Genomic DNA, 26993 nt, shown 5'->3' on the forward strand with positions numbered 1-26993 from the left:
CCCGACATAAATCTATTTCAGTTGATTATGCAAAAGCATAAATTAAGGGAGCATTAACAAGATAAATCATTTATAAAATACAGGCAGGAAGTCAGGAAAACGCTATGTTTGTTGTTTTGGTTGAAGATGATCCATATATTGCCTCAAGTATTTGTGCCACATTGGATTTTTTAAATATTTCAGTAGAACATGTGAGTCATGCGCGTGATGCGGATTATTTTATCCGTCACAGTGCGGTCGATCTATGTATGCTGGATTTAGGCCTACCTGACCAAGATGGTTTAGACTTACTGCGATCATGGCGCAGAGATCAGATCCATATCCCTGTTTTGGTTTTAACCGCACGGTTACAGACCCAACAATGTGTTGAGGCATTAAATGTCGGTGCCGATGACTATTTAACCAAGCCTTTTGAACTGGATGAACTAATTGCACGGGTTCATGCACTCACCCGACGTCACCGCGGTTTTTCATCGAATGTCATTCAATTTGACCACTTAAAGCTCAATAAAGACACTCAAGAAGTCCATTATCAAGATCAAATGATTCAGCTTTCACGACGTGAATACAGTTTGCTTGAAACCTTGATGAGCCATCCAAATCAAGTGCTCAAAAATGAAGTGCTGTTAGATAAGTTATACGGCTTCCAAGACAGTATCGAAAGTAATGCCTTGAATGTCCATATTTATCATTTACGGCAAAAATTGCATGCGGACTATATTCAGACTATTCGTGGTGTCGGTTATATGTTTAAAATTCCTGAGTCAATCCCATGCAAAAATCACACAGCTTAAAATGGCGCTTGGTCAGTAGTCTTTTGGCTGTGATGATCGGCTTATGGAGTGTGGTGTTTGTTTGGCTGTATATCGACTTACAAAAGCGTCTTCAGGAGACTCTAGATCAACGTCTACATGCCTCCGCACAAATGGTGGCACGGCTGATTCAACAATTACCACTGCAAAGCTTGGATGAGTCTGCCTTAGCTCAACAACTTCATTCCACAGATCAAGAACCATTGATCGCTTGCGAAGTATCTTTATTTAGCTCTGACATCAGTGTAGGACAGCATGTGATTGCCAAAACACGCGGTGCACCTAAAGATTTAAGTCAGCAAGCAGTTGGTTTTAGTACTTGGCAACAAGGTGAGACGCAATGGCGCAGTTATGTGTTACGCCGTGGTGAGATTCAAGTGGTGGCTGCAGAGCGTATGTTTTTGCGGGAGTCTTTGCTAAAACAGATTTTGCAATCGGTCTTAATTCCGCTGATCTTGTCATTATTGTTGTGTATCGGCTTAATTGTTTTGATTATTCGTCGAGAATTTAAAGCCTTGGATCTGGTTGTAAGCGATTTAAGTCAGTCAAATTTATCGCTCAATGAGGCAAGCCAATATCTCACAAGCTTAGATGCCAATACCATGCCCTCAGAGGTCTACCCTTTTGTTCAAAATGCGAATCGCTTAGTCCATAAACTGCATCAAAGTCTTGAAAATGAAAAAGTCTTTAGTGCATACGCTGCGCATGAATTACGGAGTCCTTTAACCGCAATTAAAACCAATGTGCAATTGGCACAACTGATAGCGAAAACGGACGGCAATATGAAATTGCAATATAGCTTGGATCAAGCAAATCAAAGTGTCCGTCGCTATGCTGATTTACTTGAGCAATTACTGATGTTGTCGAATACTGATCAATCTATTGAACAGATCAAAGCAAGCATTCAGGTACAGCCCATTATTGCAAAAGTACTCGATGATTTAGCACTGATTTATCCTGAAGCAACAGCTAAAATTCAGGTCGATTGGCACAGTCTTGGTGATTTGGCATTACCTCAATTTGTCTTGTATTCTGTTCTTAAAAACCTGCTTGAAAATGCCTTATTGCATGCAAACGCTGATGTAATTGAGGTGAGAATGCAGGAAAATACGTTACGCATTCAAGATAACGGCCGACATTTAAATGCCGAAGACATTCGTTACTTAGGACAACGTTTTTGGCGTAAATCGGCTCAGCAGAAAGGTCATGGACTGGGCTTATCTTTGGTCAAAATAATGCTGCAACAATATGCTTATACCATCCAATTTGAACCGAATTTTCCTAAGGGATTAAAGATTACACTGTTGTCTCAAAAGAGTTGAATAAAGCAGATTATCATTTTTAGATCATGGCTATTTATTCTTTGATTCTTAAACCATGTCTCAACGACCAATTTAAAAAATTGCTTGATATGTTTGTATTAGACTGACCTGTAATACAAGTATTTCAGTTCAATGGCAAGCTCTCTTGCTTTCTTTAAATTCCCCCTCAGGATATAGACAGAATGAATCAGAATTGCGTTCACCTTGAACGGTATAGCATACGTTTCTTTCTTTTTGTCCAATGGGTGTGACTAATGGTGATAAGCCATTTTTATTTGAAAGGCGATAATGCTTATCTTGGGCCTATGTTTTTCTGCATCTCATATCTATGAGTTAATCTATATACCCATTATCTAGACTAAAAATTAAATGGAGAAATTGTTCAAATAATTACCCTTAAAAGGCAAAAATTGAGGTGCACTGCTTAAGAGAAAAGCAATACAGCCAATAAAAAAGCCCTTAAACATTGAATTTAAGGGCTTTTTTAGATTCCGATGGATTACTTCGGAAAGAATTTTGGTGGAGATGGCGTCAATTGAACTCAACTCCTAAGCTATTGATTTAGTGAACCATAAAGTCAATAGCGTTTTACCTGTACCCATTTTTTACCCAAATTAGATTTAGCGCATTGAATCACAAAATTTATTTTGTTCAAATTCATGAACAGGATTTGAAATGGTTACTGATTTTAACACGTATGCATTTAACATTAAAAGATATGTTATAACATTCCTTTTTTTATATTTGTTTTTTTCATGTATCATTCAAGAGTACAACTTCAGGGTGAAAGTTATGTTTGACAATATAGATGCCTTAAAAACAAAATTAGATCAGCATCGTCCTCTTTCTCCTGCAATTGTAAAAAATCTACAAGAAGATCTTATTGTTCGCTGGACATATCATTCAAATGCAATTGAAGGCAATACACTGACATTGCTAGAAACAAAAGTGGTTTTGGAAGGCATTACCGTTGGTGGAAAAGCATTACGAGAACATTTCGAGGCAATTAACCATAGAAATGCGATCTATTATGTTGAAGATATTATTCGTAAAGAAGAACCTTTTTCTGAATGGCAGATTCGTAATATCCATCAACTCATTCTAAAAAATATCGATGATGACAATGCAGGACGTTATCGCCAACAAAACGTGTTGATTTCAGGTGCTACGACTAACCCACCCGACTATACACTGTTGAATGATAAAATGGCTCAGCTTGTCGATTGGTACAATACTGAGGCACATAAGCTACATCCTATTGAACGTGCAGCTAAAGTACATGCAGACTTTGTAGGCATTCATCCATTTATTGATGGGAATGGTCGTACATCACGCTTATTGATGAATCTCGAATTACTTAAAGCTGGATATCCGCCTTGTGTGATTACAGTAGAAAATCGTTTGGCTTACTATGAAGCTTTAGATCAATGGATGGCTTATGGTAAAACTGAAGCATTTATCCAATTAGTTTCTGAGGCTGTGCTTGATGGATTTAAACCATATCAAGTTGTATTGGGGATTTAAATTTATTCTGATCCTAGACAGTATCATGGACAATCGATCCCTCTAAATTCTTAAAATAATTCTGTTCAAAAGCTTCAGGGCTTAACCAGCCATTTGCAGAATGCCGTCTAATTCGATTGGGCTTTATTGCACAAAGCTGTTCTTAAGGGCTTCTTCGGCAATATAATTTCCAAATGAAGAAGCCTACACACAAAATCTATCGCACAACCAATTGGCCCGCATATAACCGAGCTCTCATTAATCGTGGGAATATTGCCATTTGGTTCGATCCAAAAACACAATGGTATGTACAACCACAAGGCAAACATGGTCGAAATCAAACTTACTCTGACACCGCTATTCAATGCTGTTTAATGATGAAATCTCTATTCAGACTCTCTTTACGTATGGTCACAGGTTTTGTTCAGAGCCTGATTAAACTTTGCGGGTTAGATTGGGCAGCTCCAGATTACACCACGCTTTGTAGAAGACAAAAGCATATTGATATTTCGATTAATTATCAGAAAAGTAACGATGGACTTCACCTACTCGTGGACTCCACTGGTTTGAAGTTTTTAGGTGAAGGTGAATGGAAACGAAAGAAACATCAGCCTGAATATCGTCGCCAATGGAGAAAACTTCATATTGGGATAGATGCTGAAACTCTGCAAATACGTGCTATTCAGCTTACAATAAACAACGTAAGTGATTCACAGGTACTTGGTGACTTACTGGATCAAATTCCACAAGATGAGCAGATTGACTCTGTTTATACCGATGGAGCTTATGACACAAAGCACTGCCGACAAGTCATTTCAGATCTAGATGCACATGCGGTGATTCCACTTAGAAAAAATGCGAAGCCATGGAAAGATAAAAAGACCAGCTCGCTAGAGCGAAATGAATTACTTCGTACTGTTAAACATATAGGTAGGACGCTATGGAAAAAATGGACAGGATATCATCGTCGAAGTTTGGTTGAAACCAAGATGTATTGCATCAAATTATTAGGCGATTAATTAACAGCAAGGAGTTTTCCAAGTCAGGTGAATGAGATTCGTGCACGTGTGGCCGTCTTGAATAGATTCACAGAATTAGGTCGCCCTCATACCCAAGTTGTCTCTTAAATTTGGAATACTTGGGATAGTTTTATCTTCCTAATCTTTATGCAACAAAGCCTTTTACAACCTCCAATGGTACTATTATTTTTAAAGGAAGTTAATAATATTCATATCTGTTTCTAAAATTACAGTTTACAATATCATTAGATCGGCCACACATATTCATTCACTTCATTTTCTTCTAAAAACATGACAGTAAAATCATCTGAATCTCTCCACTTTGCTGTAGAAACAATATGAATTTTTATATCATTAAACTCGATTTTTTCTATACCATTTTTAACAATTTCACTTATGAAAAAGGTATCTTGTGCTGGATCAATATCTTTAATTTTAAAAATATTCTCATTTATACTTTCTAATATTTGAACTTTTTCTAAAATCAAAGCACCTTCACTAAACTCATATTTAGATTTATTTAAATCAATTACGTCAATGTAATTTACTAAATTATTAAATCTAAAAATAAAATATCCTTTTTCATCAATTGCTTCTAATTTTTCACTCACTACATTCACATTTAAAAAGTCAGCATTTATATAATTTTGTAAAATTTTTTTAAAATGTTCATTAACAACATAAATATTTTTATTAATATTTCGAAATGACATTTTAGTTTTTTTACTTTTCAGAACTAAAATTCCATTTTTAGGTAATTCACAATCTCCGCTAGTTTTATAACTATACCAAGGTAAAGAACCTGGCTCTATACTTGAATTAGCCTGTTCTTTATCCGAATATAAAATTGCATCCTCAACAAGAGAAATTGGGCAATTTTCACTTTGTGTAGCACTTAAAACGAAATAATTCATATTTATTCAATCCTAACTTAATCTAATTGGGTTACTTCCAGGTGCTGATAAAACAACTCTCATACTAGTTTGTACGTTTGCAACCTTTTCTCGTGCTTGTGCTGCAGTTATTTTTCCATCATTAAATTGATTTTCAATCCTAATCAGTTTTTGATTTATTAATGTAGAATATATCGGGTGGGACCCGCAATGATACAATTTACGTTTCATTTGTTTTGCCTTTGCTTCACTATCTGGCATTAATACTCCATTTTCAGCCTTATCCCTATTCCCACCAATACCGATATCATCAAGAAAGTCCTTACGTTTTGCCCAAATTTCCTCAGGAATTATATGATGTGCTTGTAAATGATCACCTGTGACTCCTCCTAGGTTTCTATTTAATGTAGTGCTACAAAGCCCTAATCTATCAATCCACCCCGTCGGATTTTTAACATACATATATGCATTATTTCCACCTAATAAACTAATTGGATCTTTACTTACAAACCTTCCCACATAAGGTGAATAATACCTATGACGGTTGTAATGTAATCCTGTTTCTTCATCGAAATACTGACCTTGGAAACGGATGTTGTTTGAAATAATTTCTGAATTTTCAAAGAAATTCGATTTAATTTTTTCAACCTTACACTCACCCCAAGCCCTATATTCTGCTTTCCAAATGATCGAACCAGTATGATCTGTCATTTCTTGTGGTGTGCCTAAATGGTCACAGTGGTAGAACCATACATCATCAAAGCCTTTGCTTTGTTTGGTAGTTTTCCATAATGGATCACGATGTACGCTATAAGGTTTATCTGACCAGTCAGGCGTTTGGTGTAATTCTATCGGGCTTTGATAGACCACTTGTAGCATCGGTACAAAGCTGTCTTTTTCGTAAATGTAATGTTTGGTGGCTTGTTCCGTTGACTCATAAGCCAGTGTGTCACCATCCCATCCATAAATGATGTTGTGTTCATCACCTGTATGATGGTGCTTACTACGCTTTTGTATTCTTCGCCCTAAAGCATCATAACGATATTCTGCGGTGTATTGGCTGTTACGGCTTTTAATCATGCGTCCATACACATCCCACTCAAGGTTTAAATCGCCTTGCGTAGATTTTTGTCGAACGAGTTGTCCGTAAGCATCATATTGGTATTGTTGGTCGAGATATTCTTTCACCACGTTATTGACTAGACGGTTGTAGCCAAAGCCTTTTTCTTCTGTTTGTTGTTGGTGGCTTTGGTCATGATTTTGCGCTTTATCATCATTGTAACGATCTATGATGTTACTAGCAGGGTCAAAGTTAAAGGTCTCTTTACCGAGTTTACTGCTTGCTTCAAGTAAACGTCCTACAGGATCGTATTTGTAGGCAATGTTACCACGTCGTGTATCCTTGATCGCAGTCAATTCACCTGTTTTATCGTATTGATACAGTCGTTGAATCAATTGACTGGTCTGTTGCAGCGCATTGTTCTGTTGGTTATTTTTTTCTTTGTACTGGCTTTGGTAGCCATTGTCATGTTCATTGAGCATGATTTGGCTGTGTAAGCGTCCTACAAGGTCAAACTGTTGTTCTTGGCTGATGCCATTGGCGTAGTGTCTTGTGATTTCTCGATGTAAATCATCTCGCTCAAAACTGACTAAATCCTGTCCATTGACAATCAGGCTTTGTACATGACCTGTACCGTAGGTGAGCCAATCAATGTTTTGTCCATCTGGTCGAATAGTTTTGATTCGATCATTGATTTCATCGTAGCTGTGTTTCCATACCGCTGTTGTGTTGCTCTTATAATCCTGTTGGTGTTCTTTGATCACATTACCCGCAGCATCGTAGAACCATTGTAGGTTACTTTCTGCATTCTTGGCATGCAGAATACGTCCCATGTAATCGTAAGCAAATTCTTCAGTCTGTTTCTCTTCTAGTTCTAAGCCATAGTGCCCATAGCCTGCGGTACGTTGTTCCAAACGTCCCATACTGTCAAAGATGAATTGTTGAATTCGGTCTTTCGGTGCTGCCCGATCTTTTAAATCTTGTCCATAAGCTGACGCAACCTCGATACTTGTGGTGAGTCGACCATTTAACTCATCATAATGATAAATTGTTTCTTTGTCATCGAAATCAATTTCCTTAATCAAACGACCGCCAGCATCGTAAACAAATTCGTAACTTGCACCATTTTCATTCGTCAATCGTTTTAGGCGTCCTAAACGATCCCATTGATATTTTAGCGTATGGTTTAATGCATCGATGCGTTTGGTTATTAAACCTGCTGCATCGTATTCATAGCGTGTCTGCTGTTGCTTTGGATCAATATGGACTAATAAACGTCCTTCAGCATCATGGACAAAATGTTCTTCAGTCCCATCAGCATGTTTGATTTTTTCAAGCTGACCGAAGGCATTTAAAGGTAAGCCTTTGATGATTGACTCACGCTTCTCAATACTAAATTCTGTATAGAAATATTCAACTTTTTGTTTTAGAGCATTTTCTACGGATTTAACACGCCCACGTTCATCATATTGCCATTTTGTTTCTTTGCCTGAACAGTCAGTATAGCTGAGTAAATTGCCCTGATCATCGTATTTCAGGGCTTTAGAGCCACCTTTGGCATCGGTGATTGATGTCACTAAACCCATCCCATTATAGGCATAAGCAGTTTCATGTTTCAGCGGATCAATTTCTTTTATTAAATTTCCTGAACCGTCGTACTCTTTAAACCAACGACCTTGTTCAGCATCGACCATACCAATGAGGTTGTCTTTGTCATCGTATTCAAAATAACTGGTAGCGCCATCAGCTTGGGTTGTCGTTAAAACATTACCGCGTTCATCATACGAGTATGTTGTTTCACTTCCATCTGTGGCTACATGAGAGGTAATGTTTTTAGCATCATCCCTAAAGAACCATTCTTGTAAATTATCAGGATAAATAATACGGTAGGTATAACCAGTGATACCGTAATAATGTTCAGTAACATTTCCCTCAACATCCGTTACTGAGGTGACACGTACATTTTCGTCCCACTCCAGTTTTCGAGCTGAACTATAATCATCTGCCCATTCTTCAATCGCTTTTGAGCTTGGTAATTTCCCATCCCATTTCAGATTCATACCACGTTGGGTTAAATCGGTATAACGAGTTAGAAGATGATGCTGATAAGTATATTGGTATGATGCGCCAAATTCATTGGTTGCTTGAATCAAATCGCGTTGATCATTATAAACATAGGCGGAGAGTTGTCGTTTAAGTTGTCCATCTTCGACTAACCATACCGCTTCTACCAAGCCATATTGATTTAATTGTAATGCGATATGTGCTAAAACTTTTTGGTCTTGTTTAAAAATGATGTCTGACAAATAACTTTGATCGTCAAATACATGGTCATAGCGTAATCCGACACTAAATCCATTTTGTCGCTCTATTGATGTAAGTCGATATTCATTGTTATATTTTTGATAATAACGTGATTCATTTGAACCAAAAGTAATTGCCCGAATTTCATTAGAGACGACCGTGTAAGTAAATGTCTCTACCTCATCATAAAAACTTTGCCCAACCTTTAATTCTTTCAACTTGATTGGACGTCCATCTACACCAATGTATTCCCATCCCTTTAAAACCGTATTCTCTTTAGGGTTCTTTTCATTATATTGGGTACAAGGCACAATTTTACTGCTAAATGGTGTAGTCCAACGTGCGCCAAAAATTGAATCATCGTATTGATATAAGTTAGAAACGTAAGAACGCATCAACATTTCAGGAATTAAAGAATGAATCTGAGCATCGGCATGCGTTAAAAATTCTGTACCCATTGCGAAGGTGATAGATTTTGCAGTACTGCCATTACAGTTCTTACATTGATTGGCATTATTTGTTGCCTGATGTTCATTCCTTGATTTTTCTAATTTAGCGTTATTTTTATCATTCTTTGCTTGTGTGGTCTGTGTTGCTTTGACTTGGGCTGACTTATTATTCTTTCTGAAACGTCCTGCACCTACTCTTAGGACTTCAAATAACCAGCCTATCGTTTGCGGTTCTGCTTTATTACCAAGCTTTCTGATTTTTTGATTGGCGGTTACGCCAACTTTACCAATTGTTGCACCTACATTTAAAACAGGTTGTTTTAAATTTTGGGGAACCAACATTGAAACTACTTTTGCATTATTATTTACATTGGATTTAAATAATGCTTTACCCCAATTTTCTGTCATATATACAAGGTTTTTTCCTGCACGAGTCAGGTCTCCGCTTTGCAAACCTTTTGCAATACCTACCGCCTGTTGCTGTGCTCGCGTTAGATTAGAACCTGCGTTGGTAAATACTTTACCTTGTGTTACAACGCGAGTAATACCACCATTAATTTCAGTGGTAGCTCCTTGTATGGTATCCCCACATTTCCCTAAAATTGTATTAAGTTGTGTCAATCCTGTTTTACAAAACTTCTCAATATTTCCTGCAACTTGATCATTAAGATGTTTACCAATGACTGTGATAACAGCTTCAGTTAGTGCAGATTTGCCAACTCTTTTAACTTCTTGGCGGACTAAGAATAAAGCTGGTCGAGCTGAAGTACGAATAGCTGTTGTACCAGGAACAGGAGCAACACCAATTAAATCAATACCCACGGTTGTCCAATCAAAGACATCCGCCTTTTGATAGCCCTTATCATAAATATGAAGAATGTCAGTCACCACATCAATTGCAGCCATGACATTGCCAATAATTGGAACTGTACCCAATACATTACTAACAAGGTCTAATCCCACAAGTTGATGGGTATGATCTTTTAACCACTTATCAATTTTTTGCTTAGAATTATTAATATCTGCAATTGCCACTTCATTAAGTGGTTTTACGACTTCTGTTTTAGCTTGAGCCATTCTATTTATTCTCTATCAATTTTTATCAAAAGGGCTTTTTAAATACTGAGGTAAGTTATTTTGAGCAATACCACTTATACTCGTCAGGTTTGACCCACTAGTTTGTGAAGCGATAAAGCCTCCCCCCATATCTGCCATCAAACCACCTTTTGATTGTGTAATCGGCAATAAACTTGAAATTGTTTCTGAAACTAGCCCTTGAGCTTGGCTATTGATCATCGGAAGCAGCGTTTTTGCACCATCTGATTTAATTTTTTTAGCTAATTCAATATTTTTCATCAAACTTTTAGGATCTTTGAGTTGCTTAGCAAAATCACCTAAAGCAGATTGTGCTTTTCTACTTACACTTTCTAAAATTGAAGCTGTTTCTGCTAAATCAGGATCATTTTTATTTGGCCACTCAACTTCACGTTTAAAATCACTCGCTACATCCCAAGGATCACGTTTATCATCTTCAAAGTTAATTTTAACTGCACCAGCAGCCAATCCAGATACACGGGCAAAACCTTTGTCATCAAGTTTACCCTTAACCACTTTACCTAAAGTATCTGTAACTGTGTATTCACCAGCTTTGACGAACTCGCCATGTGTATAGTCATGAATCAATTCTAAGATACCCTGAGCACGTTTCGGCGGTGGAGGTAAACTAGATTTAGCACTAACACTCGCCCCACCTTGGAAAACATGCTGTCCAGCCTTAACTTCAAACTTCCCACCTGTTTTCTGAAATATCCCTGAACCATTTAAAGTGATTTGAGAAGATCCACCTGTGATCTGAACTTCTTTCGGACTGCTAATCACCACTTTGTCATCTGTCGAAGAAATGGTAATTCCCATTTTAGCCAATACATTCAAAGCATCCGACTGCGCTTGTATTTCAACTTTACTTTGTGCAGCTACAGCTTTGATCCCACCTTGCGCAGCAAATAAGCTGAGCTTATTTTGTGCTTGTGCTATCCAGTTCTTTTGCGTACTGAAGTTGATACTATCGCCTGCAATCTGGTTGATCTGTGCATCCGCAGAGAGATGAATATCTTCAGGTGTGCTCAATGCAATACCATCAGGTGAACTGAGTAAAAGTACCGCTTTTTTAAATTTCGCGATCTTTTGTTCAAGCTGTTCAGCAAATTCTTTCAGTTGTTCAACTGATTCGATTTCATCGGTTTTTTGGTTTTTGGCAATGTCACTTAAAGCCTTGCTGTTGGTCTGACTGCCTTCCAGTTGTTTCTTGGCAATTTCAGCATCAAGATGTTCACCTTTGGCTTGGTCTTGTTTATAGGTACTTACAAGTAAACCTTGCCCTGCACGGACTGCACCCCATTGATCCGTACGCAGTTCAAAACCTTCACCACGATCTTCGCTTTCAGCTTTGTCTTTAGGATGACTCAACTTACCTAAATTAAGTTGTGTTGCACCGTGACTGCTTTGCAGTTGGGTGCTGATTTGTCCTGTAGTGTCATCAAAGCGTAGTTGCCCAAAGCCTTCACCTTTGACTTCTTTAGAACGAATACCTGCCAGTTTTTTGGTATCAGGTAGTTTGCCTTTGCTATCGAATTTGGTTGGACTACGTTGTGCTTCGTGAATACGTCCGATGACAAAAGGGCGGTCAATATTGCCATCAAAGAAGTCGATGACAACAATCTCATTCACACGAGGTAGGAATCTTGCTCCATAGCCTTCACCTGCCCATGGCGTCAGTACATCGACCCAAGCGGAATCGGTGTCATTGTCGTTTGAGCCTGCACCACCATCATGAGTATTATCTTCATTTCGGGTGAATAGAAATCGAACTTTGATGCGTCCCCATTCATCGACATGAATTTCTTCTCCACTTAAACCCACCACTTTGGCACGCATGGGATGTACTGTTGGTCTTTGGGTGAGAGGATTATACTCAGGAACGGTGGCAATATTACGTCGTTGCAATACGAGGTTGTTAGCTTGACGTTCATCTTGGTTATTGGTTTGAATATCAACTTGTTGCCAATTACTTTGTTTAAGCAAGGCTGTGACTTGATCGGTTAAGTCTTTGGGAAGATTATTCTGATTATAAAAGGACTTAGCAGTAATTAGGAATTCTTTATCCGCGCCATCATGTTCATCAATTTCTGGGTGTTCATTGAATTCAAACCAGTAACCTACCTGTGCATCACGCACGGTTGAGGTTGCAGTAAATTGTTTAGCTTGTGAGTCGTAGTAGTTGCTCAGGTTTTCATTAAACTTTTCAATCTGACTATTGCCTGATTTGGTTGCACCATCTTCACCTTTGAGGTCTTGTATCCATGCAGGGGAAAAGTGCCATGCCTGTTCTAAGCCAAGGCTTGCATTGTCTTGGTTTTCACTATGGCTGTGTTTGCTTTGTATTGAGCCTGCGCCTTCTTCGGTTTCGAGTGCATCAGCTTGCCAGCGTTGGATGTGAACCGCAGTCGGTTGAATACTACGCCGTCCAATAAAATTGGTGATCGAATCAGTTTGTTCTACTGCCGAGCTTCTATGGAAGCGAATATTACGTCGATCCAAAGCTTTGTACTGGGCATTATCATCAATCAAACGGAGTTTTTGGGGTTGAATTTGTTCACTTGAACTGGAGACTTTCAGTTGTGCTTCATCAATTAACCAGTTAATACCTTCAGATGCGAGAAGCCGTTGAACAAAGTCTATATCCCGTTCATTCATCTGCATGATGAATGGACGAATATCGTAGTCTTTAGTGAGTCCACTTTTATCCAATGTCAGACTTGAAGCAAATAATGGACTTTTTTGTTGCCACTCAGAGAAGATGGTTTGCACTACGTCAACCACAGATTTATTCATGAACACGCGTGAGTTTCGACGGTGTTTCCAGAGTGCTGTTGGGTCCTCTACGGTTAAGCGATAAATCGTGAGCGATCCATCACTTGCACCAATATCGGCTTTGGTCACAATACCAGAAATACGATTGAGTTCGGATTTGTCGTTGACAATATCAATTGCTGTTTGTGCACCAATGAACTGCTTTAAAGGTATATTCGCTGAGGTCGAAAGGCAGATGAGTTGTAAATGAATACCCTTATTTAATTCATGCGTGCCTTCAATACGCTGAAGGAAGACTTGGTCGTTGAGCGTGCCGTTACTCAACTGTACGTGTATCGCACGTTTTTGTGCGGTAAGTCCAAGTTGCTCTAATTCAGTATAAATATTATTGGGCATTCTATTTAGTTTTTGTAGGTTTAATCTGTGGCCAATTTTACTAAATTCGGTCTTGTTAAGTCTATATTGATTTATATTTAAGCGACACTTTGTGTCTCTTTTTGTTGCAGGCCTTAGTCTAAATTATCTTTAACACTTTTATTTCATAAAGGGGGGACACCGAATAATCTCATTAAGTTCTAAAAATAATAATGAAGGACAAATGTCTTATTCCAAAAGCATTGATCCACTCCAATTTGGAGGTGGTGGCAATTGAACTCACCCGAAATCTTTAATGAAATCTAACTATTAGAAAATTTGAAGTACTAGATTTTTACCCCAATTTACCCCATCATCTTTTCGAACAATAATTCTCTATTTATAAAAATGTTTAAAACAGAAAATTACTATCGTGTCGATTATTTAGGTGAAGAAGGCATGACAGAAACATGTCTATTAAGCCTGCACAATTTGATCCAAACTCATGCAGATCTAAGTTACGCTCTATTGCTGACAAGTAAACAATCTCATGCCTTTATCCTGCAAGATCTAACCGAAAATTATTACGTCATTCGCTCTGGCTTTACATCTGGTTATTCAGGTGAAGGACCAAAGGGCCTAGCGAAAGCATTAGCTCTTTTAAGCAAACATAGAATTGAAACTGAAGAAATTCTAATACCTACAAAGCTTCTCAATAGATTGAATAACTCATCATTAAATGATCAGGATATCGATTTTATTTATCAGCAAAAAATCATTCGTCCTATTCGTCTACATGATTATATCTATCCCTTCGAAAATGAAGTAGCTCAAAATACTAAGTCAAAGTGTTACTACCCTTTAGAATTACCCTACTCCATTATTGATGACAGAATTTTTGACTTAGCGTTACTGTTTAAGCAAGATCCCGACTCTGCTTTAACAAAAGCGTATAAACGTCTTGAAGATATTATTCGTACACGTACAGATATTCGTGAGCATAGCACCAAGCTATTTGCTCAAGTCTTTCAAGGTGAAAATGCCATTCTCACTTGGGATGTACCAGACAGTGCCGAGATCAAAGGTCGAATCAATTTATTTACGGGTGCATATATGGCATTCAGGAATGCTCGTGCCCATCGCGAGAAAGATAAAAACTTAATTCATCAGTACCGAGAGTTTTTATTGATCAATGAGTTATACCTACTAGAAGCTGAAGCAATAACAATAGAATCAAAATAAGACAAAGCCATATGGCCTTGTCTTATATCACTATGCTAAATCTTTACCGTTACTTAAGATGAATTTTCGCAACATTCCATCCACTCGAATATTCACTTTGAAGGGAGGAATGGTTGCTCCATCCTTAGCTTCTAAATACTGTTTTGCTTTGACTTTATCTACCGTAGCTAAAAGTTCATCAAAACGTCCAAACTCATTAATATTATTTACAGTGACCTGAGTATTCATGAGTTGTCTTAACTTCGTTTCATCGAGTCCTAGTGCTTCTGCAAGATCATGAATTCCATCTTCTTGTGCTTGGAATTGATACTCAGTAATGTAATCTCTAAATGACTTACCAGCGATTAGTTCTGCATCACCTCGCTGTACATCATGTAAGAAGATGTTAGCAAACTTCTGTTCTTCGGCACTGAGCATTGCAAAACTCTTATGCAATTCATTTAACGCATCTTCAACAGAAAGCTCTAAATCGCCGTTATGCAGTGCTTTTAGATATTTATCAAAACGACTGTTCATGTAATCTGAATCGATTTTATCCGTATCGATTTCTGTTAAATAGCCTTCCACTTCAAAAGGTATGTTACCGCCGCCTGATCCTCCACCATTGCCACCATTCGAGAACAGTTCTTTATAACGTAGTGCCAGAACTAAGAAGGTTTGCTCATCCAACTTTAATTGAATGGTAAATTTCTTTTTCTGCTCATCAGTAAATTCATAACTCAATTTATCCCATTTAAAGCCCTGTATTTTAGCCGCTTCAAGATATTCGTTGAGTTGTTTAAACAGTTTTGCAAATAAAGCACAGGACTGATCATCTTCTGGTAACTTCTCAAAATTAGACACATGGGCACTTTTAAATACGCTATCAATTTTTTCGAAGATGTCATTGATGTTTTTTAAATTGCTTGGCAATTTATCGACAAATAAAGCCAATGGCTTATCACCCGAATATAATTTTACCGCAGCGTCGATATTACGCTTCATGGTATGCGGACGACGATAATAACGAATAATGCCAAATGGCTTATCTTTGCCAAACAAGCGGTTGGTACGTGAGAAGGCTTGAATCAGATTCGCATATTCTAACACCTTATCCAAATACAGTGTATTGACCCATTTTGAGTCGAAACCTGTCAGCATTTGATCCACTACAATTAACAGATCAAGCTGTTTTTCCGGCGTATGTTCAATACGCTTATAAGTTTCTTTATGTGACAAACGATCCGCTATATCGGTTTTCATTTTGGCATGGTTGGCTAAAGTAAATTCCATACCATAAAGTGCATTATAATCCTCAATGATTTCGACCAGACCTTCCTCTTTAAAAGCAGCATTGCCTGTGTTATCGATATTTGGATCAAACAAGGCTGTGACTTTGAGCTTTGGCATCGCCTTTTTAACCAGTCGATAGTACTCAATTGCTTCAGGAATACTACTGGTCGCAAACATGGCATGGAATTTATTATTTTGGCTGTACTGCACCCAATTATCTTTGATATCTTCAACAACTTTATTGCGATGCTCTGTACGATGATACTGTGACGTTGGCAGATAATCCTCGATCCCTTTGATGTATTTACCCGTCTTATCCGTATGTCCTGCCATTGCTACTTGCTTGCTATCCATAAATCGCTGATAAACTGCTTTTTTCTCAGGATCATCTAAGGCTTCTTTTACCGTATTGGCTTTAGCCTCATCAAGTGCAACAGCTTCACGTAACTTAGAATCTTTATAGGTTGAAACTAAATAAGGGTCAAAACCTAAAACGTTTTTATCTCGAATACCATCTGCAATACTGTAACGGTGCAATTCATTCCCAAATACAGTTGCAGTGGTATTCATATTTTTTTCATTTTCTTCCTGAATAGGTGTACCTGTAAAACCAAAGAACACCGCTTGTGGGAAGGTGTCTTTAATGGCCATCAGCATTTCACCAAAGGTAGAGCGATGTGCTTCATCTACAATGATGACAATCCGTTTTTTATTGATCAGTTCAATATCATGTGCATTTAAACCACCATCTTCATCTTTGATATTACTCATTTTTTGAATTGAGCTTACAATCAAGATTTCATTAGTAGCCGTACTTTTGAGTTTACTGACCAAGGCATGTGTGTTTTCAGTCGCTTGCACAAAGTCTTCAATCTCAGAAAAGTTGTTATATTGCTCAAGTGACTGTACACCTAACTCAATACGATCCATCAAAAAGATGACTTTATCTGCATCTTTGGAGGTCGCAATTAAATGGGCAGCTTTAAAACTGGTCATGGTTTTACCAGATCCAGTGGTATGCCAAATATACCCACCTAAACGATCTCGACCATCCCACTCAATTCGAGCGACACGATCTGAAATGGCACGTACAGCAAAGTACTGATAACTGCGCATAACTTTTAAAATACCATCGGTTTTATCTGCAATGGTATAAAATCCAATCAGCTGATGTGCCATTGGAATAGACAGCAATGTGCCCGCAATTTCTTTCCATTGGTTAATTGGTTCGTTGTTGAAGTCTGCCCAATTAAAATAGAAATCTGAGTTAAAAGTGCCCTCAGGTCCCGGGTTGGCAAAGTACCATGTTTCTTCTGGGTTCATTGCTACGAAGATTTGTACCAGTGCAAACAAACCTGTGAAGATACCCGAACGTGCATAGTTTTCGATTTGATGCGCTGCCTGACTGACGGGTACACCTGAGCGTTTCATCTCGATATGAAAAACTGGCATACCGTTAATAAGGAGCATCAAGTCGCCACGACGGTCATTTAAAATTTTTGATTTGGTTGGGAATTTCGGTTGTTGCGCAATTTGGTAACGGCTTTTTCCTGCTGCGATCTCTTGACGGTCGTAAATGGTTAAGCTGACATCTTTACCCAAATGTAGTTCATCGTTTGGATTGTCACGTTTAATGGATACGGTTTTACCGTTAATAAATCCATTGAGTGCAAAAGGCGTACGTAGCGTATTGATCTGTTCAATAATCTGAGCCATTTCCCCATCGGTGAGTGGCTGATTATTGAGTCGATCAATTTCGCGGTTATTTTGGAAAAGAATCTCTGCCCAGTTATCAATCAGATCCTGTTCAGTTGGGTTTTTAATGACATCTTGCCAACCTTTTTGTAAAAGGAGGTTAATGAGTGCTTGTTCAAATTCTGTTTCGCTTTTAAAAGTCATATCAAATTTGGTTTTATAAAGTCAGTATTTAAATTTTAAAAATCCCCTTTAAATAAAGGGGGATATTGCAATGATTAAACAAACATTTTTTCTAAAAATGCTTGTTTTAGATTTTTTAAGGTTTGGAGCTGTTGCTGATGTAAATTGATTTTTTCATCAATTTTTTGGAAGAATTCACCTATTTTTTTCTGTTCAGTTGGCTCTGGAATTTTACAAGTAAATCCTAAAATTTTACTTGGAGAAGTATGTTTTACTGTCGTACCTGTTGCTGATAGTACGATATATTTATGGTAGGATTTGGTCTGCAATAGGTAGAATAGAAACTCTTTTTCTAACTCTAAATTTTCAAAAATAATGAATCCTAATCGCTGATTATGAAGTAAGGTTTTTCCTGCAATTGATGGTAATAATGCAGGTAAACCTAAAGTATCACTTTCTTTACTTAAGTCAGTCATAGTTACAATAAGATCATTTTCCTTAAGGATATAATTTTTAGGAACTTCACCCTTATAATAGATAAATTTTTCAGCTTTAAATCCACCACCAATCATAAAGTTACCCGGCGTTAATAAGCAATAATCGGTTTCTTTATCGCTAAAAAACTCACCATTAAATGCAAAACCATGCTTAATCGAAATATAATCTGATAATTTTGAGCTATGCCAATCCCTACTAAAACCTTTTAAACGAATTTCAGGACGCTTGCCTCCCTGTTTTGGAAACATTTTTTCCAACATCGCTTGTTTAAAGTTTTGCGTTTGAGCAAGTTTCTTTTCATGTAAAGCAATAGATTGGTCGAGGTTCTGGAAAAGTTCACCTATTTGAGCTTGTTCTTTTTCAGAAGCAGGATATTTAACAATCGTCTTAGCAATATTAGTCCGACTAACAGATAGTACTTTAATACCTTGCATCAATGACAAAAGTTGATGGTGATAAGCATTTGAATTGAGATAATGCCCCAAGTAATAAGGTGATAATTTTATTCTCGGACGATATGCCATAGTATGCAGACCAGATACAATATAATTATCGTCTACTCCATTTATTTCGATTGCTTTTCCAGCACTTTCATCCTCTGCCGTATCAGCAAAGATAACATCACCATCCCGTAAAAATTGGCTTTTAAAGTCGGAAATTTTTCCCTCTGTAATAAATGGTATCTTGTCTTTCTTGTAATCCAGCACAGCTGTATATTTTACAAGAATATCCCCATAATGAATGTTTTTGATATCTCCATTGTCATAATTCAAATCCGCTCTTGAAAGCGTATTATTTGGCAATGGAATAAATATTTCATTCAAAGCTTTTTCTTGCCAACCATCATCAAAACCTTCAAATCTTAATTCAGGGCATTTTTGCTTTTCCACATTACACCCCTTTTAACAATGTTTGAAACTGTGCCAAGCCTTGCATATCAAACTCATCACCTGTTAACTCATCAATCAAGTTCGCAAGGCTATGTTCTGCTTCGGTCAGTTTCTGCGTGGTTTCTGTATAGGTCACTGCATACTTATCTGCTAAAGCCTGTACCGTATCGGTCAAATGCTCAATCACCTCATTCGGCAACGCCAAAATCGCAGAAACAATCGGTTCAACCCACTTCGCTTCTAACAACGCTTTCACTTGAGCTTCTTCTAAAGCTTCAATGGTGGTTTTAGTTAAAAGATGCAGTACAGTTTCTTCTTTACTAATCTGCGCTTTTAACTCTTTCTCTTGTGCAAGTAATTCATCCACCTGTACCAAAGTTGCTTCTAGGCTTCCTACTTCAAAACTAAAGCCTGAACGTAATTGCTTTAAATACGCTTTAACTTTTGGTGCTGCATAAGTGCCATCTTTATTGGCTTCAATGTTTGACCATTTCACTTCTGCATGGTCTTTTACAAACTGCTCTTTTTGAGGCTTTTTCGGTTTAGGGTCTGTCCCTAAAAACTCAAGATATTCATTGAGTGCCACAATTTCAGGTGTTTCAATTTCGGCATAAGCTTGCTTTAAGGCTTTAGCAATTTCGGCAGGTACAAAGGCATCATTAGCCTCATTTAACAACTGCTCTTTATCTTCTTCAGATAAAGACTCCATCAAAGACTCAATCTCTGCACTGGCTTCTGCAAGTTCACGCTCTTTGGCTTTTAATGCGTCCAATTCCTCAGACAATAAGCGCTGCTGTACAAGATCAAATGGCAATACATAGCCTACCCAACCTTCTTGTACTTCATGCTCTTTACCATCTTTCTTTTTAATCACGATATTTGGATTAACAATTTTGCCAGCATCCAAACCTTCAGATTGAATAATCTCCAAATCACCTGCAATACCTTGCCATTGGTCATCTAAAGCTTGGTAAGCCTGATATTTATCCACCAGTGGAATATCAGCTAAACGCTTAAAGATATCCTTACTTAAAACATCCTCTTGCTGGGCAATATTCAAGCTTTGCATTTTTCCAATGAGTTCGCCTTTTAAGTAATCCTTAAAATCAGCAAATGCGGTATTAAACTGAGTTACAAAGCCCTTCACATCTTGATGGCTGTGAATCGCTTGGCTAATTTCTGTCGTCGCCAAATTCACATAAGGCGTATCGCTGTCGGTAAATAAGTCTTGGCGTAACTGTGGGAATGCCTTCCAATATGCAGCATGTGCATCAATTTCTTTTTTCGGAATACCACCAAACATCGTGGCATAGATATCCCATGTTTCAGCCGTTGCTGAAGAGTCCACATAACGAGGAATATTTAGGTTATAACCTTGATCATGAATTTCTTTTTGTGTCACCACACGTGAGAACTGCTCAACATTTTTACGCTCAATCACAGCATCGACAATTTTCTTAATATTCGATGCTTGAAGATGGTTGTTTTTACCGAGCTTCACAAAGCCTTTAGATGCATCAACAATCAACACGTCTGTAGTTGGACGTTGTTGTTTTAAAATAATAATGACCGTTGGAATACCTGTACCAAAGAAAATATTGGCAGGTAAACCAATAATCGCATCAATATGGTTCTTCTTAATCAAATTAGTACGGATACGCTCTTCTTCACCGCCACGGAACAACACGCCATGTGGCAACACAATGGCCATAATACCATTTGGTTTTAAATGGTATAAATCATGTAATAAGAATGCGTAATCTGCCTTAGTTTTAGGGGCTAAACCAAATTCTTTATATCGAGGATCTGCATCTTTATTTGCAGGATCCCAGGCTTGTGAATATGGTGGATTTGATACCACTGCATCTACATAAAGTGGTTCGTAAGTATTGATAGGATCATTGTCTTCAAAAAATGGCCAGTCATCTTCTAAAGTATCGGCATTTCTCGCCACAATATTGGCAGGCAAGATTCCGCGCATGACTAAGTTCATACGGGTTAAGTTATAGGTGTTTTCCTTTAACTCTTGTGCGTAGTATTTGATTTTATTGGCATCATTCACATGCTTCGCCACAGAACTACCAATATTAATCAGTAATGACCCCGAACCACTTGTTGGATCGTAAATTTTGATTTCAGGTTGATCTTTTAAATGCTGTGCAATAATTTCAGACATGAGAACTGAAACTTCATGCGGTGTATAGAACTCACCTGCTTTTTTACCTGCATTCGCAGCAAAAGAGCCAATTAAGTATTCATAAATGAAGCCAAGCACGTCATAGTCTTGCTTGTTGTTCATTGGAATCACTTTAATCAGTTGCAACAAATCACTGATCGCTTTGGTCTGGCTATTTGAGTTATCGCCAAGCTTGCTCAGACCTGTCTCTAATGTCTTAAAAATGCCATCAAACACTTTTTTGTGAGAGCTATGAATGTGACGTGAGAAAGCGGATAGAGCATCACGGACATCAGCAACGGTAAAGTCTAAGCCTTTATTGAGCCATGTTGAGAACAGGTCATCATAAGCAATGAAATAACCGATACCATTTTTAATAAATTCTACGGTTTCAGCATCTTCTTCTGTCAGTGCTTCAATATCTGATTGTGCAAAATCATTGGCTTCTAAAAAGCTTTGTTCTTTATCAGACAAGAATTTGTAGAACATGAACCCTAAGATATAGTCTTTGTATTCATTTGCCTCAATCTTTGAGCGCATTTTATTGGCTGATTCCCAGATTTTGGAAGCGAGTTGTTGCTTGTTCATAGGGTTGTCTACAGTTCTTAAATAAGGTTAAAGCCTTTAATGACCAGAAGGCTTATGATGCCTGTATTCTCGTTGATTTGGGGGGTATTCTCAATAAGAACCGTCAAATAAGAAATATTTAAAATTTTAAAGTGTTTTATCTTTCATCAAATTTAATATAATATTTTCATGCATTTAACTTAAATGATAATCACCATATGGCAACTTTAGAAAAAAACTTAGAAATAGCAAATTTAGTATGTAAATTTGGGGATCACAATTTATTAGACTTATATAAAGAAGTTGTGGAGCCTTCATTTTTCAAAAACAAAAATCGAAAAGCTGGCAAAAGTAATTTCTATTTTGATGAAGTTTCATTGGTAAATCTAGGAGATGATATCCTAGGAGAAAAGGATACGCTTGCTTTAGTTGGCCGATTTGTTAAACAGACCAAACTTGAACGTGAACAGTATCGTGATGCAGATGGAAAACTAGTAAAAGATAAGAAAAAACTTGATTCGGCACCTTCTGCGATTTTTGCTTTAATTTTAAACAACCATAGATTACTTTATGCTGCTGAAACGAAATATGCTCCAACTCCAGAAAATTTTAGAAGTACATTGTCATATTTTTTAAGAAATGAACAAATTAATTATAAAGATAGTTTACCGAAAGAAGAAAGAAATCCCTTTTTAAAAGAATTCCCAATTGTTGAGCTGACACTGACTCCGCTGACCAACCAAAAAACTTTAAATGAGAATATATACTTATTCAATAAGTTGAAAAAAGTTACATTTATTCTCAATGATCGTAATTCTGAAATTGATGGAGAGGATATGTTCCGTCAAATGCAAGAAACTTCAGATGAAGCCGGAGGTCAAGGAAAATTTGAAATTACTAATAACAAAGGTTTAAACCAAAAAGTTATTGCGAAAGAAGCTAATAAAGCAACTATACAAGGCAACCAAAATATTATACTTCTTGGTACTGACGCCACTGGAAAAAAATTAAAAATTGACAATGAAGATGTTAAAATTCAAACAACTATTGATGTCGTTCAAAATAATATTTTTGCTACCGTTGTACATATGTTTTCAGCCTTTACAAAACTTATTCAGTCCAAAGAAATTAAAGTCAAACAAACAGATGCGGAAACCCAAGAAATTCTAAATACTATTGATACAAATAAGGTTATGACAATCCATCAGAATGAGACCGAATGATGAACGGATTATTGGAAGAAAAAAATATTCGTGAGATCTATAAAAAATCCAAAGCTATACCTTTGTCAAATTTTAATAAGTTTTTCCCAATCCTACTCGGCCTATTCTTTTTCTTCATCCTTATAATTAATGATGTAAGCATTGAAACAAGTTACACTAAAATTAACGAGTTGGTTTCTTTCTTGTTTTCATCATTATTTGCAACATTAGGTTTTTTAGTAGCTGGATATACAATATTTTGTACAATAACTCCCTTAGATTTACAAAAAAAAATGATTGAATACACTGATAACAAATCTAAGCTAATTTTTTTTAAGAAAGTTCATTTTACATTTATTAGAGTATTCATTTATTTTATAATATTCAGCTTCTTATTGTTTATTATATATTTTCTTAAAGACCTAAATTTAAGTTTAGGAAGCGATACTTTTAAAATAGATACCCTAAGGGACATCTATAAATACACTAACTATTTAGTTCTTACATTCTTAGTAGCTGGTACTACTTTTCTATTTTGCGAACTTAGCTCATTTATTTTCAATATTTATAATTCAGTTGCTACAACTTTGCACTGGTTGATAAATATTAAATCTGATTCCAATAAAGACCATTAAATATATCCTGATAGGAGTAAGGGGTTACACCTTATGATTATCGACTATGCATATTAACTTCAATCAATTGATCCCCAAAACCACATCAAGTAATTATTTTCTTTTCCCTGTGCATAAGCCCACTCCGCCACTTTATGCGACCGCTCCTTATCTGTCAGAAAACCAAGCACTGAGATCCGATCAACAATGATCAGATCCTGTTCTTCATTCCGTTCCTGCCATTTATGCAAAAACTCATCTGACGCAAGCAAATTACTCTTCTTAGAATTACAGCTTGAATCAGCCAACACAAAGTTATGCCCTGTATCTGATGGATACATTGACCATGGAATAAAATGATCGACGGCATAACGACCTTTCCGCATCGATTTATTGCAGTAGAAACATTTGCAATCTTGTAACTCAACTAAGATATTTGCCACTGCATTTAATTGGTTACGACTTGGCTCAAACATGAATTGTTCAAGGTTAGGTAACTGATTCAAAATCGGTGCATTACTACTGTTCTTACGGATGTAGTCTATCTTTCCATATCAACGTTTAACGATGCTTGTGCAAACTCATCCGCATGTTGATTGTAATAATCTATTGTTTTCATTCTTAGTACTTAGGCTAAAACTAATCTTAGTCTACAAAAAAATAAAAAAATAAGGGAGCAAAGCATCCCTTATTCTCGACTCGCCAACTTATTTTCAATCCACTGATGGATCTCATAAGCTGACCAACCGATACGGTTTTGCGTAATTTTAACTTTCTTTGGAAAAGTCGGATCGTAATACGGTGAGTTTTCATCCATCATTTCATAGATAGTAGAACGTGCAACACCTACAATTTCTACAACCTGCTTAATACTGATGAGTTGATTCATTTGAAAAGTTTGACCAACAAACGCATTCATGAGTTTACTCCTAATCATTCATGCGAGCGGTTATTCGCTCAAATGATATGCAGCTCCGTAAAAATTTAATCTCCTTAAACCTAAACAATCATTCAATTCAAAGTTTGAACAGAACGCTGTAACTCCTTCTGTAAATTCAAGCTTGTGGTTTTCTTTTGTTGAGCATCATCGCTGCCTCCTTCAGATGGATAAAACTCTTCAATAACCTCTAATCCATCACCTGAATCCATTTCAAAAACTGCGTTAGCATAGCCCTGCCTCGCCTTATGATCTAAAGCTTCCTGATTAAAACCACTAGATTTACTCTGTTGATCAATTTCTTTAGCAGTCTGTATTGCTGACTTTAAATCAACGCCCTCACGTAAAGTTAAATCTACGTAATACACAGGCTGGCGGTAACTTTGGGTTGTAGATTTACCCCGAAGGGTGAGTTGCAGCGGTAAACATGAAAGTAATCCATTCGATGCTGCATGGTAGTAGCTCAGACGTGCAGCCAAGGTCCTTATACTGTTAAAACCAGTGGTTCTAAATATAAAAGTACCAAGCTCATCCGACTCATCTAAATTGACATGTAGTCGACCGTAAGGCTTGCAGTGTCCACCTTGAGCCATTGAACATAAATCAGGGGATGGACAAAGATGCTGCTCTACACCTTGACTAGTCAAGCGCTGGCAGGTTTCACCATTACCCACACAAACGGGTCGTCCTGTTTGACGATCAAATAAGCTGTACTCTGCACGCAGATTCAGCTCAGGATCATTGAAGATCATCCGTACAGGTATTGAGCGGAGTTTTTGATTGGATGCTTTAGCCCGCAGCTGTTCATCTAACGGATGTTTGATCCAACCACTATCTTTACTTTGGATTTGACTGGTAATGGTGAATTGGTCATCCTTTTCAGGCAGACGCTTGCCATTCTTTTCCACCATTCGGCCAATGCTGATTCGCCCTAAAATAGGCGGTGTGATTGCTAAGCCTTTAATCATGATATTCCTCTTTTTAACAATGAAATCGGCATAAAAAATCCCATGCTGTTTGGCATGGGATCGTTATGTCCTTAAATTGATTTGCTTGCGAATAGCAAAAGATTGATTTCATCTCATTCACCATCTGGATAAATATTGAAGCGTCTTGTGCCAGATTTACTTTGCGGAAATTGGTTCAGATATTCAGGGTGCTTTTTAAGTAGTGCTTTGCTATCTAAGCTAATCGAGTCTTTGGCCTTTTTCCACGTGACTGAACCTGCTTTGAAGGTTGCGCGCTCAGCCTCCTGCATCTTGGCCTGCAGCTGGTGCTTCAGTAGATCGAATTGCTCTTGGTGCTTTTCAATTTGATTGCGTGCTTGAATCAGCTGCTCAAACTGTTGGTTGGCTTGATCATCTAACGAGAGATCGGTCGTACTTAGCGGTACATGCTCTGGATACAGTAATTGCAAAGCTTTAGCGGCCGATTCACTAGCATCTGCATCAGGCGGTGTATCCTTTTCCACGCACTCCCAGAAGTAACGCTCAGCATTCACGATATGCTGAATCACCGATTCTGAACGGGTCACTTTAAATATGCGGGTTTCATGTCCGCAGATCAGCACACAGATATGTGCTGCCTTCTTCCCCGTCACAGCCAGTTGATGCTGGACCTGACACAGTACATATAGAGGCACACCATCCCGCCAAAGCTTAGCACCATATTCCCCTGCGGTTTTACATTCTAGAACCTGCACATCTGCGTCACCCACTACAGAGTAATCTAAGTTTGCTAACATGAAATGCTTGTCTGGATCAGGATGCTGCAGCACAGCATTGACGCGGCGGACTTTATAGTTGGTATGCATGCTGTAATACTCAGCCACTAAGGGCTCTAAACGCTTGCCCCAATACAGCGGAGCATGGCCTTCGCTTTCATCTTCAATCGATTGCTTGATCCTTCCAGTCTTGATCATCCACAATTCCAGCATCGACATATAAGGGTTGAGCCCACAGGCTGCTGCGCAGTCACTGCTGCCGATGCCTTGCCTTCGCACTTCCAGCCATTCGGCCTGAGTCATATTTTTAGTCGCCATAAAACGTTTTGCGGTAAAATTTTTAGGAGCACGGAATACTTTAGGCTGTGCAGATGCTGCAGGTAGATTTGATAAACGATTCATTGTTAA

15 protein-coding genes and 2 pseudogenes are annotated in these 26993 nt (G+C 37.7%); 7 read left to right on the plus strand and 10 right to left on the minus strand.

Going from position 1 to position 26993, the window contains the following annotated elements; translation table 11 throughout:
- The first annotated feature begins 104 nt into the window (after positions 1-104).
- From LXF01_RS12540 to LXF01_RS12555, 4 genes and pseudogenes are all read left to right on the plus strand, one after another.
- Positions 105-794 carry a response regulator gene (locus LXF01_RS12540; protein WP_233944471.1) on the plus strand — a complete coding sequence of 230 codons (690 nt, stop codon included), beginning with the start codon at positions 105-107 and terminating at the stop codon, positions 792-794.
- Positions 773-2134 (plus strand): ATP-binding protein, encoded by a 1362-nt coding sequence (locus LXF01_RS12545; protein ID WP_233944472.1) that lies wholly within the window; start codon positions 773-775, stop codon positions 2132-2134. Before LXF01_RS12540 ends, LXF01_RS12545 begins: the two co-directional genes overlap by 22 nt.
- Before the next feature lie 792 nt (positions 2135-2926).
- Positions 2927-3658 carry a Fic family protein gene (locus LXF01_RS12550; RefSeq protein WP_120403233.1) on the plus strand — a complete coding sequence of 244 codons (732 nt, stop codon included), beginning with the start codon at positions 2927-2929 and terminating at the stop codon, positions 3656-3658.
- Positions 3659-3831: 173 nt separating this feature from the next.
- Positions 3832-4764: pseudogene (locus LXF01_RS12555) on the plus strand (IS5 family transposase).
- A 137-nt stretch (positions 4765-4901) separates the two neighbouring features.
- On the opposite strand, the gene LXF01_RS12560 reads toward LXF01_RS12555, so the two are convergent.
- From LXF01_RS12560 to LXF01_RS12570, 3 genes are read right to left on the minus strand one after another with little or no spacing between them, the layout of a single operon-like run.
- Complete coding sequence (locus LXF01_RS12560) at positions 4902-5570, minus strand: Imm43 family immunity protein (RefSeq protein ID WP_180183971.1); 669 nt, start codon at positions 5568-5570, stop codon at positions 4902-4904.
- A gap of 12 nt (positions 5571-5582) precedes the next feature.
- Positions 5583-10439 (minus strand): RHS repeat-associated core domain-containing protein, encoded by a 4857-nt coding sequence (locus LXF01_RS12565; protein WP_180183972.1) that lies wholly within the window; start codon positions 10437-10439, stop codon positions 5583-5585.
- Positions 10440-10454: 15 nt separating this feature from the next.
- Positions 10455-13628 carry a type VI secretion system Vgr family protein gene (locus LXF01_RS12570; protein WP_180183973.1) on the minus strand — a complete coding sequence of 1058 codons (3174 nt, stop codon included), beginning with the start codon at positions 13626-13628 and terminating at the stop codon, positions 10455-10457.
- Between the two features lie 366 nt (positions 13629-13994).
- On the opposite strand from LXF01_RS12570, the gene LXF01_RS12575 reads away from it, so the two are divergent.
- The gene (locus tag LXF01_RS12575) at positions 13995-14828 is read left to right on the plus strand and encodes a TIGR02391 family protein (RefSeq protein ID WP_233944473.1); all 834 of its coding nucleotides are present in this window, start codon (positions 13995-13997) and stop codon (positions 14826-14828) included.
- Between the two features lie 30 nt (positions 14829-14858).
- Here the strand turns inward: LXF01_RS12575 and LXF01_RS12580 are convergent, their stop codons facing one another.
- The 3 genes from LXF01_RS12580 to LXF01_RS12590 all read right to left on the minus strand — a co-directional run bounded on the left by LXF01_RS12580 (position 14859) and on the right by LXF01_RS12590 (position 22130).
- Positions 14859-17999, minus strand: a complete 3141-nt coding sequence (locus tag LXF01_RS12580) for a type I restriction endonuclease subunit R (RefSeq protein ID WP_233944474.1) — start codon at positions 17997-17999, stop codon at positions 14859-14861.
- 74 nt (positions 18000-18073) lie between these two features.
- A complete protein-coding gene (locus LXF01_RS12585) occupies positions 18074-19366 on the minus strand; it encodes a restriction endonuclease subunit S (protein ID WP_233944475.1) in 1293 nt (430 codons plus the stop codon).
- Position 19367: 1 nt separating this feature from the next.
- On the minus strand, positions 19368-22130 hold the full coding sequence (locus LXF01_RS12590) for a type I restriction-modification system subunit M (RefSeq protein WP_233944476.1): 2763 nt from the start codon (positions 22128-22130) through the stop codon (positions 19368-19370).
- Between the two features lie 197 nt (positions 22131-22327).
- Between LXF01_RS12590 and LXF01_RS12595 the strand changes: the two genes are divergently transcribed.
- Together LXF01_RS12595 and LXF01_RS12600 are read left to right on the plus strand one after the other, a co-directional pair.
- Positions 22328-23332, plus strand: a complete 1005-nt coding sequence (locus LXF01_RS12595) for a hypothetical protein (RefSeq protein ID WP_233944477.1) — start codon at positions 22328-22330, stop codon at positions 23330-23332.
- Entirely contained in the window at positions 23329-23946 is a 618-nt protein-coding gene (locus LXF01_RS12600; RefSeq protein ID WP_120374435.1) for a hypothetical protein, read from the plus strand. The genes LXF01_RS12595 and LXF01_RS12600 overlap by 4 nt, the downstream gene beginning before the upstream one ends.
- Positions 23947-24005: 59 nt before the next feature.
- Here the strand turns inward: LXF01_RS12600 and LXF01_RS12605 are convergent.
- From LXF01_RS12605 to LXF01_RS12620, 4 genes and pseudogenes are all read right to left on the minus strand, one after another.
- Positions 24006-24470 (minus strand): annotated as a pseudogene (locus LXF01_RS12605) (HNH endonuclease domain-containing protein); the annotation flags it as partial.
- A 143-nt stretch (positions 24471-24613) separates the two neighbouring features.
- Entirely contained in the window at positions 24614-24844 is a 231-nt protein-coding gene (locus LXF01_RS12610; protein WP_086213506.1) for a helix-turn-helix transcriptional regulator, read from the minus strand.
- Positions 24845-24936: 92 nt separating this feature from the next.
- Entirely contained in the window at positions 24937-25830 is an 894-nt protein-coding gene (locus tag LXF01_RS12615; RefSeq protein WP_233944478.1) for a recombination directionality factor, read from the minus strand.
- A 113-nt stretch (positions 25831-25943) separates the two neighbouring features.
- A complete protein-coding gene (locus tag LXF01_RS12620) occupies positions 25944-26987 on the minus strand; it encodes a YqaJ viral recombinase family nuclease (protein ID WP_233944479.1) in 1044 nt (347 codons plus the stop codon).
- Between the last annotated feature and the right edge of the window lie 6 nt (positions 26988-26993).

Source organism: Acinetobacter sp. SH20PTE14 (assembly GCF_021391555.1).
Classification (GTDB): Bacteria; Pseudomonadota; Gammaproteobacteria; order Pseudomonadales; family Moraxellaceae; genus Acinetobacter; species Acinetobacter amyesii.